The organism is Veillonella sp. T14073-2 (assembly GCF_002959875.1).
Lineage (GTDB): Bacteria > Bacillota > Negativicutes > Veillonellales > Veillonellaceae > Veillonella > Veillonella infantium.
The window spans coordinates 1-14,899 of sequence record NZ_PPDC01000004.1 but is presented as its reverse complement, the minus strand read 5'-3'; the positions used below and the strand labels follow the sequence as shown (position 1 = coordinate 14,899).

The following is a 14,899-nucleotide window of genomic DNA, read 5'->3' as shown; positions in this document are numbered from 1 at the left end:
ATCACAAGTCCTCATATATTCACTGTTGTGTATTATATCACAATATATACACTACACATATATACAATACAGATATACTATTTTACAGTACCAAAATGAACCTATACTGTAGTTTACTTTACAATACATTTACTACTAACTAGTTAGGTTTTGCATATTTTGCCATGCATATAATGGCAGTTTCTGCCCCATCGAGTGCTGCGCTCATAATACCGCCAGCATAGCCTGCACCTTCCCCCATAGGATAAAATCCACCTACAGTTGGAGAAATACGTTCTTCATTACGCCCCATGCGAAGCGGCGCAGAGGTGCGTGTTTCAACGCCCGTCATGCATACCGCAGGATCATCAAATCCATGAATGCGTCGTCCCCAATACGGCAATGCCCGTTCCAGCACGGACGTTACGAATGGTGGCAAGCAATCATGTAAATCGCAATTTACTACACCTGGTTCATAGCTATATGTGCTATCTTGTACACTTGGTGCTTGTGAAAGCCCCAAAAACTGGCCTACGGTCTGAGCTGGTGCATGGAAGTTAGAGCCACCTAATTCATAAGCTTTACGCTCCCATTCACGTTGGAATGCTACACCATCGAGTGGATGGTTACCAAAGTCATCAGGCCCTACATTAACTACGATAGCACTATTCGCAACACCGCTATCACGAGCATATAAACTCATGCCATTAACAACAACGCCCCCATTTTCGGACGCTGATGCTACAACTTGACCACCTGGACACATGCAGAAGCTATACGCTGTACGGCCTGTTTCTTTATCGTGGTACACAAGGGAGTATTCTGCGGCACCAAGGCCCAAGCTGGATGGTTCTACACCATATTGGGACTCGTCAATAACAGCTTGATCGTGCTCTATTCGAACACCAATAGCAAATGGTTTTGCCGTCATTTCTACATTGCGTTTATGTAACATTTCGTACGTATCGCGTGCACTATGACCTACACCAGAAAGGACAACCGTCGTATCAATGCGTTCGTTACCGTTAACTTCAACACCAACGATGCGGTCATTTTCAATAAACAAATCAGTTACTTTGGCACCGAATCTAACCTCACCACCCCATTCGATGATGCGTTCACGCATAGCTTTTACCATGGTGCGCAACTTATCTGTACCTACGTGAGGTTTATGTTTATATAAGATTTCTTCAGGTGCTCCAAATTCAACAAAGTATTTGGAGATTTCATGCAATCTTGGATGTGTAACGCGAGTTGTCAGTTTGCCATCAGAGAAGGTACCTGCACCACCCTCGCCAAATTGTACATTAGATTCAGGCTTGAATACGCCCTCCTTCCAAAACGTTTCTACATCTTGGCTACGAGTATCAACGTCTTGACCTCGTTCAAGAACGATTGGACGATACCCTTCACGAGCTAAATAAAAGGCAGCTAGCATCCCAGCCGGACCAAAGCCCATCACTACAGGACGATGTGCTAAAGGTACATTACCATAAACAATAGGTTCTGGATCCTCTGGAGTAAATACAGATACATCCTTTTGTTTACCTAGTTTTTTCATGATTTGAGTTTCCTTATGAACCTCAACAAACAAGGTATACACAAACACGATATTCGGTTTTTTACGAGCATCTACAGCGCGTCGTACAACGTGAATCGTTTCAATAGCGCCTCGCAATTGGGGATATTTCTTTTCTACAATATCCTTTATATCCGACTTGACCGTAACGGCCACGCGGAGATTTATTATTCTAATCATATCTTTCCTTATTTAAACTATCCTTTTAGGTTAGCAAATTTCTTTCTTATTTGACCTAAATCCTTCAAATTGAACCTACTAGAAATTGGTCATACAATATTATTATACAATATTACTGTAAAAGCTAATACATAATAAACAGAGTATCCCAATAAAGCATTAAAATAGACCCTAATAGAGTTTAATCTTATCCTCTATTAGGGTCTTATTTTTAATTTAGGTTTTTAGTAATAACAATTTTAAAAACTACTATTATCTCTTTAATCTCATGAACTACGTAGTTTTCTTTTGTATATCTACCTTAACATGTACCGTTGTAACATTACTATTAACACCGCTTGGCAATACTAAGTTGTAATTACCTTGAATGTCCTTCGTTGCACCGGTAAGATCAATGGGTTCTGTTTGAATTTCTGAAACAGAGTCAATCATTTCTTCTCGACCAGTCACAGTTAATTGAGTTGGTGTAACGGATATAGACTTAACTTCATACCCATCAGCTACCGTTCCCGCCGTTGGTACTGTAATGGGAACGGCTTTATCTTTACGCAATAAGTTTAGTTCATATTGAGCTTGACCTTGGCTCGGATTGATGTGTACATCTAATACATTACCAGATATATCCCAGGCTTCTAACGTACTAACAGCACTAAAGTTCTTGGTTTGACCAGCGATATTGACCTTCATAACAACCTTATTTACAGCGTTAACAAGCTGTTTACGTCCAGATACAGTTACCTCTTTCGGTACAATGGTTACTGACTTGAGAGCGACATCGTCGGAGAACTTACCAATTGGTACAATTTCAACCGGTATTTTCCTCTCTGCATATTCGTCTACATTAATTGTTATAGTTTCAGGCTTAACCTCAACAAGGCTCATCCCCGCTGGCGGTGTAAATCCAATGGTTACATTATTTTGACCTGGTTTCACACCAGATGCATCAATATATGCACGAAGATTATCTGCCTTTATAGACATAATCATATCTCGAGGGCCCGAAAGGACAATGCGTGCTACATCAGGTGCATCTTCTATAATATAATGTGAATCAAGATTTTGGACTTGAACAGGTACTGTATAGGTTACCTCCATCACAGGGTTCTGATCTCGCATGATAAAGAACCACATGACGATAGCCGCTAGCAATGATAACAACTTAGCTGGCCAATTGCGTTTCAAATGTATCATCATTTTTTTGCCCCCCATTTCCACATACCAGTAATGGTTTGACGAGGGCGTTCCATAAATGTACGCAACGCTTCTTTAATTTGATCTTCCGGTAAATGGCGATAAATATGACCGCCATAGGCGTAGGAAATTGTCCCCGTTTCCTCACTGACTACAACAACGACAGCATCAGTTTGTTCAGACAAACCGATGGCTGCACGGTGACGTGTACCAAGTTCAGTACTCAATGTACGATCCTCAGTTAGTGGCAACAAACACCCTGCTGCACGAATACGTCCATCGCGGATGATCAGCGCCCCATCATGAAGTGGTGTACTAGGAACAAAAATATTTTTAATTAGTTCACGGCTCAACACAGCATCAATTAAAATGCCTGTATCAACGAAGTCATTGAGGCCCACTTCACGTTCAAAAACGATGAGTGCCCCAGTATGCTCACGAGACATAACGCGAGCCGCCGCCATCACTTCATTGATAGCCATATCCATTTCCTCTTCGTTGACATTCTGCGCCTTACTGAAAATTCGACCACGGCCCAATTGTTCTAACGCACGACGCAATTCTGGTTGGAATACTACAGGTAATGCGAAAAGAAGAACGGTCATACTTTGTTGCAAAATCCAATTGATAACATATAGATTCAGCAAATGACTCAATAAATTTAGAATTGCTAGCATAACGAGACCCTTTAAAAGAGCAACGGCCCGTGTATCTTTAAGCAATTTATATAAGTAATAAATACCTACGGCAACGATTAAGATATCAGCAATATCAAGAAGCCTAAAGGTATGTATAAGTGCGTCAATATGCATAAAATAGCTCCTTATACCAAAAATAAGGTACAGCCAAATCTTTGACTGTACCTTATATTTTAACTCATTTTGAAAGTACTGTAAATTTAGAAACAGCCCCTCCATGAGATTTTTGTCATATTAACCTATATTAATTTATAAATACAGATATCATATATATGCATTTCAATGAAATTTGCTTGAAACCTTAGATATTTTGTGTTTCAATCCACACATCCATTTGACCGCCGCAAACCATACCTTCTTTGACAGCTACATCATCATCGAGTAAAACGTCGATTCGACGGTGTGCTTCTTTTTTATTCAAAGAATCAACTGCACTGAGACGAATTTCATTTTCTGCTCGGCCACCACCGATAGTGCCAAAGATGGACCCATCAGGGAATACAACCATAGAAGTACCTGCTTTACGAGGTGTAGATCCACGAGTATACAAAATAGTAGCAACAGCTAATGTTTCGTTTTTACGTTCACTAAGATATTCAATAAACTCACGATTCATGGCTCACTCTACCTTTCCGCAATGAGCCGCCTTTTTTACCACGCACCACTGCCAAATATTCACTAACAATAGATAATGCAATCTCTTCTGGTGTTTGTGCACCAAGATCTAGACCGATTGGTGCATATACCATATCTAACTCCTCTTGCGTCCAACCTTGCTCACGCAACACCTCAAATGCATAATGAATGCGCTTTTGACTGCCCATAACACCCATATAGGTTGGCAAGTAGTTGCGCAATTGTTCTAAACATACATTGTCATACTCATGAGCACGAGTAACAATGATAAAACCATTATACTCATCAAGAGGTAGATCATTTTTAAAGTTTTCTAACGGCAAGCATTTACGAGTTACTCGTTCGTCAAAGAATTCAGGAACTACATATTCTGGACGGTCATCTACAACAGTAACACGACACCCAATGAATAGTAATAAATCTGTAATAGCACGGCTCACATGACCAGCGCCTAATACAAGAACAGACGGATCATTTTCTACAGGTTGCACGAAACATTCAACTTCGCCTACCATACATAAAGAATTAAGCTTTGCTTTATCTACCATAAATCCTTCGATTGGTGTACCATACAAAACACTACCATCTTCAGCATAAATTGTCTTATCCCCTTGACGAGGGCCAGACAATACAGTAACCATCAGCGTAGTTTCTGTAATCTGAAGACGGTCTTTCATCACATCATAGATCGTTTCCATCTTGATTCCTTTCATACTCCCATGCAGTAACAGCTTCTAAAACACCGCCACCAACGGCAAGGGATTTATCTGAAATACTATAACAATGAGACTCTTCACAACGAGCATCTACATCGGCCAATTTAAAATGGTCCGATACAATGAGCCCACTCTTTAGAATGCCTCTAAGAATACCTGTAATTTTTGCCCGTACCGGCTCTTCATCGACATAACCAATGACCTCATTAGCTTGTACAGAATCACCAATATGACGCTTTGCCGTAAATAGACCAGCCTTTGGTGAGTGTATTACACGTTCATGAGTATAGCCACCTACATTACCAGGAATGCCGGTATTCGGTTGAGCAGGACCATCATAGATACAGCGCCCCAAAGAATGACCACGCATCGTTTCGATGACTACATCTACATCATCCCCTGCGGTAAATCCAGGCCCAACACCTATAACAAGCTCTGCATCGTCACGTTTTGTACCTAGATTCTTCTTACTTAAAATACCATCTACTACAATAGCTGGTTTCAGTGTATCTAATAACTCTTCGTACGAACTGGTCACAACGGGAATTATCCCTTGTGCCAAAATATCTTTCACTTCACTAAGGGCAACATGACGGGCTACAAAGCGTTCCAAAATCATTTCTCCACGATGTACAGCATTGCCATAACATACTTCACGGCGAATCATGGTAGGAATGGCGATTTCGTTAATCACCACAGGATAGCCTGCACGTTTCAATCTATATACAGCGCCAGAAGCAATATCTCCGCCTCCGCGCATAAGTACTAATGGTTTCATAATGCCTCACTTTCACGTTGTTTCAAACGCTCAAAATCATCGGGTGTATCAATATCATATCCAATATCGTCACGAATCCATAATTTGATAACATGGTCTTTACCACTACCGCGAATGATAGTTTTGCCACCTTGATCGCCTTGGATATGTTGCAATGATTCAAACCAATGCGAACCAAATAGAACAGGATTTCCCGACTGATAATTCGCCCCATAATGCGGGACGATGATAGTTTTCGAATGAAAGTTTTCACTAAATGCACTAATGACCTCATGTACAACGGTACTCGTCAGAAGAGGCTGATCCCCTACCGAGCAGAGAATACCATCAAGCGGTAAAGGCGATGTTTCTACTAAATGACGCACCCCCATTGCTATGGACGCACCTTGCCCAAGATCCGGATGCTCATTTCGAATCGCTTCAAAACCGTACTTTGTGACAATAGGTTCCAATTTTTTATAATCATCACCTGTAACGGCCACAAAAGGTAGTTTACACGACATAGTAGATACTACGTCTCCGCCCCATCCACATTGAAGAGCCCCACAAACCGCATCTAAAACAGTTTTACCACGCCAAGGCAAAAGCTGCTTATTACATCCCATGCGCTTGGATTGACCTCCTACGAGGAGGACAATGCCAATATGCAAAGGACGACGGTCTATGGGGTCTTTCATGGGACTGAAAGCGGTATTACAATTTGCTTTCACATAAGTCATGAGTACCTACCGACATTGAATAATACGACGGATTTCGCAACTTGCTTTGTATCCATCAGCTAAGATGATAGCAGCGATATCGCTATCTACAATATGATCAATAAAATCATCGATAATGCGATGTTGTACCGTTTCATAACCAGTACAAAATAGGATTTTTTTCCCTTTGCTGTATTGGAACAAACCTTGCTTATGTAATACAAGATCAGCCAACATGCGTGGCGTTACAATGGCACCCATATCGCGTTTCACAATATCTTGAACGAGCTCGATATTATGTACGTGCTCATCATCAAGGGGAGCCCCTAGCATTTGTAGATTCACAAGACCAATCGTAGTCTTTGTGAGAGATGGGATGACTGGCTCAGTCGTCTTAGGCGCCTTAAGCCATTTTTCCTTTGCCCCATCTGCTTCCACTACAATTTGCCAGTTCGGATGCAATTTTGCTAAACCATCAATAAGATCACAATCTAAGGAGTCCACTTTTGTTCCTGTAATGCCAGAGAACCACGCACCACAATATCCACGCAAAATACGATCAGTACAATATTCATCAGCTTCATTAATATTTCGAGTATAAATCGGTTCATAATGAGCCACTTGAGATTCATAGAGTCGAGTCGTAGTCGTAACTACGATGGGCTGACCTTTCAGCCTTCCATATTCTACTAATTTTGAAAGCACAGTCGTTTTACCGCCTGCCCCAACAAGGGCCACGATTCCCGGCTGAATCAATCGATTCCAATAGGATGTTTGTGATGTCATAAAACCAGGCCTCCTTAGAAAGGAAAAGTAAATAGAAGTCTCTATACTTTATATTTCTCGTCCATAGCCATAAATACCTTCTCAGGTGTCATAGGTAATGTACGAACATCCGCACCAACTGCATTTTTAATAGCATGTTGAATAGCTGGACTAGCCGTATTAATAACAACTTCACCAATAGATTTGGCACCAAATCCGCCTGTCGGTTCATAAGACTCTACAAAGTCTACATGTAACTCACCGATATCTTGACGGGTTGGAATTTTATAAGTCATAAGGTTATTAGTCTCTAATCGACCATTATTAGAATAGCGTACATCTTCATATAACGCCATGCCGATAGCTTGTACTACACCGCCTTCAACTTGAACACGAGCCAATTTAGGATTGATAACAGTACCGCAGTCGATACAAGAGTACGTATGAAGAGGGATAACCTTACCAGTTTGTTTATCTACTTTCACCTCTGCAATAGTAACCATAAATGGAGGTGGGGATGTATGACTGCCCCATGTAGCGAAACCAGATAATTGTTCAGCTTTAGGGCCTACTAATAATTTTGGAGCTAATTGATGAATATCCATAGTTTTGGATCCATCTTTTGTTGTCGCTACAACACCATCGAAATCAACGTTTTCAACATCGGTTTCAAAGAACTCTGCAAATTTAGCAATAATCTTAGCGCGCAACTCTTCTGCAGCCATCTTAGCCGCCGTACCAGTTACATATGTCGTACTAGATGCATAGGAACCTGGATCAAACGGCACAATATCTGTATCGGATTCAACAACCGTCATGTATTCCATAGGACAGCCAATGATTTCACAAGCCATTTGAGTCAATACAGTATTAGCCCCCATGCCCATATCGGAAGAGCCAGTGTACAACGTGTAGTTACCATCATCGCCAAGACGAATTTCTACAGATGCTACGTCGATATTAGCAACGCCAGAACCTTGCAACGCTAATGCCATGCCAAGACCGCCGCGGTAACGCTCATCGATATCCCAAGAATGAGGACGTTCATCCCAACGAGCCATTTCTTTTACGCGGTTTACAGTATCTTGGAATAGACCAGAATCAAGGTATTCATCAGGAGCATATACTAAGCTTTGCTCACCTTGAGCAATCAAGTTCTTTTGACGCAATTCAGCAGGGTCAACACCCATTGTATCCGCTAAATTATTAACAGCACACTCTAATGGCCATAACGCTTCGGTAGCACCATAACCACGGAATGCACCGCCTGGTGTATGATTCATGTATACGCCTTCTGTACCGTAGTGGATAGCTGTCGCTTTATTGTATAAAGGAATGGACTTATGCTCACCAGCTGTAGTAGTAGTGAAGCAATGAGTTGCATGAGCACCTGCATCAGTAATGGAGTCCATATCAATTACTTTGATAATTCCATCTTTTGTAGCACCTACACGGATTTTCCATTCACGAGCATGACGTGTAGTGGAACAAGTTTGTGCTTCAGTGCGATCGTATAAGAGGTAGCAAGGTTTCTTCAATGTCCACGCCACAAAAGCTGTCATAATTTCTGTACAAGCCGTTTGTTTAGAACCGAAACCACCGCCGATACGAGGTTTGATTACGCGAACCTTTGTAGCCGGAATTCCTAATGCACGCGCAATATGACGGCGAACATGGAATACGATTTGCGTGGAAGATACGATAACTACGCGGCCCAATGCATCTATATAACCAAAGCTTTGGAACGGTTCCATCGCTGTTTGGCGTGTAGCCTGGTCAAAGTAAGTACCGTCTACTACATAATCACATTTTGCAAGTTCAGCCTCAATATCGCCTACTCGTTTATGATAGGATACGCAAATATTGCGTTTATAATCTTGACCTACAGGGATATTATTGTGAATATCATCTTCAGGGTGAACTACAGTTTCATGGTCGATAGCCGTATGCATATCGAGTACAGGTTTTTGTACTTCATATTCAACCTTGATTAGAGGCATCGCTTTAAGTGCTGTAGCTTCATCTTTTGCCACAACAAGAGCCACTTCATCGCCTACATAGCGAACTACAGGATCCAAGATGAGAGCATCATAAGCAGATGGCTCTGGATAGGTTTGACCAGCCAATGTAAATCGAGTATTCGGCACATCTTCATGTGTGAAGATTGCTTCAACGCCTGGAATCAATTTAGCTTTAGATGTATCAATAGATTTAATACGCGCCTGTGCATGAGGGCTACGAAGTACCTTAATAACGAGCGCATCTTTTGGAACAAAATCACCTGTATAAGATGGTTTACCAGACAAGATACCTTTATAGTCAACTTTGTCATAGGACTTACCGATGTGCTTATTCATTATTTCAGGCCTCCTTCTAAGAATTTACGAACCCCTCGAAGTTGTGATTCATAGCCAGTACAACGGCATAAGTTACCGATGAGGTACTCGCGGATTTCATCATCACTAGCCTTTGGATTTTTACGTTTCAAGTTGATAGCACTCATCATCATGCCAGTTGTGCAGAAACCGCATTGGTCAGCGCCTTCGCTAGCAATACAATCTGCTAATAATTCAGCCTCTTCTTGTAAGCCTTCTAATGTAGTAATTTTATGACCTGGCGCACGGAATGTAGGATATGCACAAGACAAGATAATTTCGTCATCTACCCATACAGTGCAAAGGCCACAGTTTGTTGTGTCACAGCCACAACGTACACTGTAGTACCCAAGATTACGCAATGTATCCAACAACATTTCATCAGTTGGCACATTAACAGTTACATTTTTATTATTAATATTAAGTACGAGTTCCATTATTGTGCCACCTCCTTAGCCAAGCGTTGAACCATAGCTTTTACCATTTCCATTCGATATTCTTTGGAAGCATGAGAGTTAGATTGGTAAACTAATTCTTCAGATGCTAATTGACCTGCTTCTTTTGCTGCAGCCAATCCTTTTTCTGAAAGCAAAGCACTTGCTTTTTCTGCTAATTGAGGCACGCCAGGTCTTGTACCAATGTACAATTCAACGCCTTTATCATCACGGCGAATAGCACCTGTCAACACTGGGAAATCGCCACGAGAGATACGAAGAGCTTCTACAGCTACAGGTACCTCTACTTTAGGAATGCGAATTTCCACGAGGATATCACGTTCTCTGTAGTTCATATAGTCTTGCATGGACATGCGACCGCCTTTAAAAGTAACGATGTCTGCATGTACTGCTAATAGAGCTGGAATTATATCAGAAAAGCCGAATTTACTTGCTACAGATCCACCCATAGTAGCAGTGTTGCGGAATTGAATGCCAAGAATTTCTTTAACACCTTTAACAACAGCACCACCACAGAATTGTTGTAATGGCTCAAAACGTTCCACATCCCCTTGCGTTGCCATAGCACCAATGGCAAATTCGTTAGCCTCTTCGCGAACATAACGCAAGTCAAGACTAGCCATATCGATCACTGCAGGCCATGTGCGTCGACCTAAACGCAACCAGCAGCCGCCAGCTAGCATTGGGGCAGTTTTGTTTTTTGTGGCTAATTCATAAGCCTCTTCCACCGTCTTCGGTTGTAATACTTTCATAAATGCTAACATAATCTGTCCTCTCAATGGTATACTAATACTAACAGAACTGGATGATAACCATAAAAATTCAGATATCATCAAACTACAAACCTAGCAGGAATCTATAGAATTCCTCACGTTTCTTATATTTTTATTTTACCAATTATTCGCCACTAAATCTATGATGAAAGATATAAATTTACAGGAATTTTGCAAAGAATTACATATTTATGAATTTGGGATTGCCCCTTGGCCTCTACCTGAGAATGCAAAAACCATTTTGTACGAAACTAATCCCTGTCCATTTACCGCTGCAGATGTGGAGGAACGGCTACTAGGAACAACTGAGTTCACGCCTAAAAGTGCTATTGTCTGTCTCTTTCCCTACTACGTAGAACATAACGGTCCATCCAATCTATCCCGCTATACATGGGGCACAGATTATCACCTGGTCATTAATGAATATTTAGAAAAACTTATTGAAAAATTACAAAAAATGAATACTTCAGCTCAGTTTTCTATACATTGTGACACCTCTCCCTTGGCAGACCGTTACATGGCATACTTAGCAGGCCTCGGGTTTTACGGCAAAAACAATTGCTTCATCAGCCCTAGATGGGGTTCATATGTGGTTATTGGCACAATTTTGACAACCTTAGAACTTGAACCCAATACACCTCTCGACCTGTCCTGTATGGGCTGTAATCGATGTATCACAGCATGTCTAGGCCAATGTTTAGGCCACGAGGAGTTTAAATATGAAACTTGTAAAAGCTATTTAACGCAGAAAAAAGGAGATTTAACGGATAAAGAAAAACATATCATCGCTAAAACTCCATTATTGTTTGGCTGCGATGTATGCCAAGAGGTGTGCCCTCATAATCAAGGTATTCCCACAACGCCAATTCCCGAGTTTCAACGAGTAGAACCGTACATAGATATTAACGAACTAGAGACCCTAACAAACAAAGAATTCAAAGCTAAGTATGGTAATCGGGCATTCTCGTGGCGGGGGAAGAAAATATTAATGAGAAACCAAAATATTATTGAAGAAAAATAGATATTATAATTTGTTATGCTTTATAATATCTTTGTAAGCTTTACAGGCTTTGACATCTGTTTAGCAAAAACTTATAATAATATAACAGAGATAGCTAGATGCCTAGGAACGTCCAGCTCATCTCTAAAACTTTATTTGAGATGTAAAATGGCTGTGACGTCTATTAAGATGTTATGGCTATTTTTCGTTTTTACGGCAAATAAGCACTACGAATGCGCCACAAGTGAATAATAAGCTGATGATGCTTACCACTAGGGACAATATTTCAAAATCACTCATAGTCTCACCTTCTCGAACGAGAGAGATGAGCAGAACAACATCTAACTACCTCCTACACTAAAGTATAAATACAAGAAATTACGAAGTATAATGATTAATTGATATGCCACTAATAGTCACATACGTAGGAGATTTGGTATTTTTGCAGAATAAAAAGAGACGACCATCCGTCGTCTCTTTTTTAATCATTATTTGATTTCATAGTAATTTAGCTCATCTAAGCTTTTACCAAGAGCAGGCATATAAGTCTCAAGGAACATATCTACCTCTGGCATGTTGAATGCTTTCAGTTTAGCCAAAATGGAGTCATGTGCTTCTTTAAACTCATCGTTCCCTGCCTTGAGTTCGTTTACACATTTCATATAAGCCGAAATTATATCTGCCGCCTTAACGATAGGCCACTCAGGATTAGCCTCTGCATCGACTATGAAAGGCTTATAAACAGCTTGTAATCGTTCTGGCAAGGTAGATAACATTTTCTCTTGTGCTAATGTTTCAACTTCACCATACAGTTCACGAAGTTTTGGATCAAAATATTTAATCGGTGTTGGCATGTCGCCTGTGAAGATTTCACTCACCTCATGATACATGGCAATGACCGCCACCTTATTAATATCTACATTGCCACCGAAATATTCGTTCTTCAAAGCTGCTAAGTTATGAGCTACCATAGCCACTTCAAGGCTATGCTCTTGAATATTTTCAGTTTCTGTATTACGCATAAGGCTCCATCGATTGATAAAGCGCATGCGTTTTAAAAATGCAAAGAATGAACTCATATATCCCCCATTACACAATAGTTCCCCTAAATAACTCCACGAAGTTTAAAACCGTAATCAAGGAATTGTACTGCTTCATCCCAACGGTTATCATCGTTAAGCATAACTACAATCATAGTATGACCATTACGGGTAGCCGATGCAATCAAGCATTCTCCGGCAGCATTCGTAAAGCCAGTTTTTAAACCATTAGCACCGGGATATTTATTGCGAATGAAATGGTTTGTGGTGCGAATTGTTTCTGGCGTACGGTTTTGATAAGGCACCTTATAATAATCATTGGCTACTTTATCGCGGAACATTTGGTATTTCATACCATACGCTGCAATCATCGCCAAGTCACGAGCCGTAGAGTGATGGCCCATTTGTGTCAAACCATGAGGATTTAAAAATACGCTATTTTTTGCCCCTGCTTTTGCAGCAACGCGATTCATGTCCTTTGCAAAGTTCTCTACAGAGCCACTTACATTTTCTGCTACTACAACGGCCGCATCATTACCGCTGGCAACCATCATGCCTTCAAGAACGCCTTCCAAGGTAATTTGATCCCCCACGCGAACCCCCAGATTGGATTCCTCCATACTAGTGGCATAACTACTAATAGTCGCCAGTTCATCAAGTTGTGTACCTTTGAGTTCTAGAGCTGTTAGCAATGTAACCATTTTCGTAGTACTCGCAGGATGCATCCACTTATCAGGATTCTTTGCAAATAGGATTTCCTTTGTATCCGCATCAATGAGAACAACAGCCTCACCTATCGTAGATGGCGGCGCAATATACGCCGCATGAGAAACACTAGTACTGAAAATAATAGCGCCTATACAGGCTATCATCAAAATAAGTCGTTTCCAAACTATACAAACATTAGTTGTTAAAGATATCATATATCTCACTTTCTGTATCACATATTAACTTTCAGGGTTATCATCAATGGCAACATCCGTTCCACTTGCTTTTTTCTTAGTTCCCTTAATTTCACCAGTAGAGTTATCTACATTTTGAAGATATACAACACGTTGAGGATATGGAATGTCGATACCATATTTATCGAACGCATCTTTTACATCAGACATAATTCCATATTGCACATCTAAGAAGTCTTTCGACTTAACGCGTGCATAGGCAGCAATGCGTACAGAGTTATCGCCAAATTCAGAAATACCAATTTCCATATTTTTAGGATTGAGTACACGTTTATCAGCAGCAAATATATTTTTTAAGATTTTAATTGCTTCATGATGATTATTGTTATAACCAATATCAAAGACGAACGGAATAACCCTTTCGTGGGTATAAGCAATATTAGTTATGGCTTGGGAGGTAAGGATAGAGTTTGGTATATACACATTTTTTTGATCTTTAGTAGTGATAATAGTATACATAAATTGAACAGACTTAACACTACCTACAGTATCTCCAACTTGAATAACATGACCTGCTCTAAAAGGCTTAAATATAAGAATTAATAAGCCTGATGCCAAGTTAGATAAGTTGTTTTGTAAGGCCAAACCAATACCTAAACCAAAGGCACCAAAGGCAGCTACAAAGGATGTAGTAGGGACACCAATTTGATTTAAGCAAATCAATATTAGACCTACTAGCAATGCATAATTGATGATCTGCGTAATAAAGCTCATCGCAGCAGAGTCATAAGAGGCCTTAGTCATAATACGGACAGCAAAGGTTTTCACCCATTTAATAGCATAACGACCTACCCAAAATATAATAAGAGCTAATAATATATTGCCTGCTTGAGAAAAGAACCAATCTCGAAATTGAATCAATACATTCGCATCTTTAAACAGTAATTCAAAAGCCCTATTTAAAAGATCACTCATACTAACCTCCATGAATAAAATATAACGCTCATTCGGTAGAATCGGAAATATATTCGAAATAAACATATGTGTTATAATCTAACATATGTATTTTACAATAATTTAGTAAAACTATTATATCCTTATATTATATATATAACATGTCTCTTATACACATCT

Annotated in this window: 15 protein-coding genes; 1 reads left to right on the top strand and 14 read right to left on the bottom strand. The window is 40.3% G+C overall.

Annotated elements, in window-relative coordinates; translation table 11 throughout:
* Positions 1-139: 139 nt before the first annotated feature.
* The 11 genes from VCHSUH04_RS02540 to VCHSUH04_RS02490 form a co-directional block, all read right to left on the bottom strand.
* Entirely contained in the window at positions 140-1,738 is a 1,599-nt protein-coding gene (locus tag VCHSUH04_RS02540) for an NAD(P)/FAD-dependent oxidoreductase (RefSeq protein WP_105085214.1), read from the bottom strand.
* Positions 1,739-2,011: 273 nt separating this feature from the next.
* Entirely contained in the window at positions 2,012-2,932 is a 921-nt protein-coding gene (locus VCHSUH04_RS02535; RefSeq protein ID WP_105085213.1) for a YbbR-like domain-containing protein, read from the bottom strand.
* Positions 2,929-3,741: a diadenylate cyclase CdaA gene (gene cdaA / locus VCHSUH04_RS02530; RefSeq protein WP_105085212.1), complete on the bottom strand. Its 813-nt coding sequence runs from the start codon at positions 3,739-3,741 to the stop codon at positions 2,929-2,931. Before cdaA ends, VCHSUH04_RS02535 begins: the two co-directional genes overlap by 4 nt.
* Before the next feature lie 187 nt (positions 3,742-3,928).
* Positions 3,929-4,243 (bottom strand): XdhC family protein, encoded by a 315-nt coding sequence (locus VCHSUH04_RS02525; RefSeq protein ID WP_012863865.1) that lies wholly within the window; start codon positions 4,241-4,243, stop codon positions 3,929-3,931.
* Positions 4,233-4,961, bottom strand: a complete 729-nt coding sequence (locus VCHSUH04_RS02520) for an XdhC family protein (RefSeq protein WP_105085211.1) — start codon at positions 4,959-4,961, stop codon at positions 4,233-4,235. Before VCHSUH04_RS02520 ends, VCHSUH04_RS02525 begins: the two co-directional genes overlap by 11 nt.
* The gene (gene yqeB / locus VCHSUH04_RS02515) at positions 4,945-5,757 is read right to left on the bottom strand and encodes a selenium-dependent molybdenum cofactor biosynthesis protein YqeB (RefSeq protein ID WP_105085210.1); all 813 of its coding nucleotides are present in this window, start codon (positions 5,755-5,757) and stop codon (positions 4,945-4,947) included. The genes VCHSUH04_RS02520 and yqeB overlap by 17 nt, the downstream gene beginning before the upstream one ends.
* Complete coding sequence (locus VCHSUH04_RS02510; RefSeq protein WP_105085209.1) at positions 5,754-6,476, bottom strand: NTP transferase domain-containing protein; 723 nt, start codon at positions 6,474-6,476, stop codon at positions 5,754-5,756. Before VCHSUH04_RS02510 ends, yqeB begins: the two co-directional genes overlap by 4 nt.
* A gap of 6 nt (positions 6,477-6,482) precedes the next feature.
* Complete coding sequence (yqeC, locus tag VCHSUH04_RS02505) at positions 6,483-7,241, bottom strand: selenium cofactor biosynthesis protein YqeC (protein ID WP_105085208.1); 759 nt, start codon at positions 7,239-7,241, stop codon at positions 6,483-6,485.
* Between the two features lie 41 nt (positions 7,242-7,282).
* Complete coding sequence (locus tag VCHSUH04_RS02500; RefSeq protein ID WP_199176429.1) at positions 7,283-9,577, bottom strand: xanthine dehydrogenase family protein molybdopterin-binding subunit; 2,295 nt, start codon at positions 9,575-9,577, stop codon at positions 7,283-7,285.
* Complete coding sequence (locus VCHSUH04_RS02495; RefSeq protein ID WP_005387739.1) at positions 9,577-10,032, bottom strand: (2Fe-2S)-binding protein; 456 nt, start codon at positions 10,030-10,032, stop codon at positions 9,577-9,579. The genes VCHSUH04_RS02500 and VCHSUH04_RS02495 overlap by 1 nt, the downstream gene beginning before the upstream one ends.
* Positions 10,032-10,814 carry a xanthine dehydrogenase family protein subunit M gene (locus VCHSUH04_RS02490; protein ID WP_105085206.1) on the bottom strand — a complete coding sequence of 261 codons (783 nt, stop codon included), beginning with the start codon at positions 10,812-10,814 and terminating at the stop codon, positions 10,032-10,034. The genes VCHSUH04_RS02495 and VCHSUH04_RS02490 overlap by 1 nt, the downstream gene beginning before the upstream one ends.
* 154 nt (positions 10,815-10,968) lie before the next feature.
* Here VCHSUH04_RS02490 and VCHSUH04_RS02485 point away from each other — a divergent pair, with 154 nt between their 5' ends.
* Complete coding sequence (locus VCHSUH04_RS02485; RefSeq protein WP_105085205.1) at positions 10,969-11,844, top strand: epoxyqueuosine reductase; 876 nt, start codon at positions 10,969-10,971, stop codon at positions 11,842-11,844.
* Between the two features lie 467 nt (positions 11,845-12,311).
* Here VCHSUH04_RS02485 and yfbR read toward each other — a convergent pair whose 3' ends face one another.
* From yfbR to VCHSUH04_RS02470, 3 genes are read right to left on the bottom strand one after another with little or no spacing between them, the layout of a single operon-like run.
* Entirely contained in the window at positions 12,312-12,902 is a 591-nt protein-coding gene (gene yfbR / locus VCHSUH04_RS02480; protein WP_105085204.1) for a 5'-deoxynucleotidase, read from the bottom strand.
* Between the two features lie 26 nt (positions 12,903-12,928).
* On the bottom strand, positions 12,929-13,786 hold the full coding sequence (locus tag VCHSUH04_RS02475) for a D-alanyl-D-alanine carboxypeptidase family protein (protein ID WP_105085203.1): 858 nt from the start codon (positions 13,784-13,786) through the stop codon (positions 12,929-12,931).
* A 24-nt stretch (positions 13,787-13,810) separates the two neighbouring features.
* The gene (locus VCHSUH04_RS02470) at positions 13,811-14,740 is read right to left on the bottom strand and encodes a mechanosensitive ion channel family protein (RefSeq protein ID WP_105085202.1); all 930 of its coding nucleotides are present in this window, start codon (positions 14,738-14,740) and stop codon (positions 13,811-13,813) included.
* Between the last annotated feature and the right edge of the window lie 159 nt (positions 14,741-14,899).

Excerpts from the sequence above, each read along its gene's own strand:
- VCHSUH04_RS02540 (WP_105085214.1), bottom strand. The coding sequence starts at position 1,738 with ATGATTAGAATAATAAATCTCCGCGTGGCCGTTACGGTCAAGTCGGAT.
- VCHSUH04_RS02535 (WP_105085213.1), bottom strand. The coding sequence starts at position 2,932 with ATGATGATACATTTGAAACGCAATTGGCCAGCTAAGTTGTTATCATTG.
- cdaA (WP_105085212.1), bottom strand. The coding sequence starts at position 3,741 with ATGCATATTGACGCACTTATACATACCTTTAGGCTTCTTGATATTGCT.
- VCHSUH04_RS02525 (WP_012863865.1), bottom strand. The coding sequence starts at position 4,243 with ATGAATCGTGAGTTTATTGAATATCTTAGTGAACGTAAAAACGAAACA.
- VCHSUH04_RS02520 (WP_105085211.1), bottom strand. The coding sequence starts at position 4,961 with ATGGAAACGATCTATGATGTGATGAAAGACCGTCTTCAGATTACAGAA.
- yqeB (WP_105085210.1), bottom strand. The coding sequence starts at position 5,757 with ATGAAACCATTAGTACTTATGCGCGGAGGCGGAGATATTGCTTCTGGC.
- VCHSUH04_RS02510 (WP_105085209.1), bottom strand. The coding sequence starts at position 6,476 with ATGACTTATGTGAAAGCAAATTGTAATACCGCTTTCAGTCCCATGAAA.
- yqeC (WP_105085208.1), bottom strand. The coding sequence starts at position 7,241 with ATGACATCACAAACATCCTATTGGAATCGATTGATTCAGCCGGGAATC.
- VCHSUH04_RS02500 (WP_199176429.1), bottom strand. The coding sequence starts at position 9,577 with ATGAATAAGCACATCGGTAAGTCCTATGACAAAGTTGACTATAAAGGT.
- VCHSUH04_RS02495 (WP_005387739.1), bottom strand. The coding sequence starts at position 10,032 with ATGGAACTCGTACTTAATATTAATAATAAAAATGTAACTGTTAATGTG.
- VCHSUH04_RS02490 (WP_105085206.1), bottom strand. The coding sequence starts at position 10,814 with ATGTTAGCATTTATGAAAGTATTACAACCGAAGACGGTGGAAGAGGCT.
- VCHSUH04_RS02485 (WP_105085205.1), top strand. The coding sequence starts at position 10,969 with ATGAAAGATATAAATTTACAGGAATTTTGCAAAGAATTACATATTTAT.
- yfbR (WP_105085204.1), bottom strand. The coding sequence starts at position 12,902 with ATGAGTTCATTCTTTGCATTTTTAAAACGCATGCGCTTTATCAATCGA.
- VCHSUH04_RS02475 (WP_105085203.1), bottom strand. The coding sequence starts at position 13,786 with ATGATATCTTTAACAACTAATGTTTGTATAGTTTGGAAACGACTTATT.
- VCHSUH04_RS02470 (WP_105085202.1), bottom strand. The coding sequence starts at position 14,740 with ATGAGTGATCTTTTAAATAGGGCTTTTGAATTACTGTTTAAAGATGCG.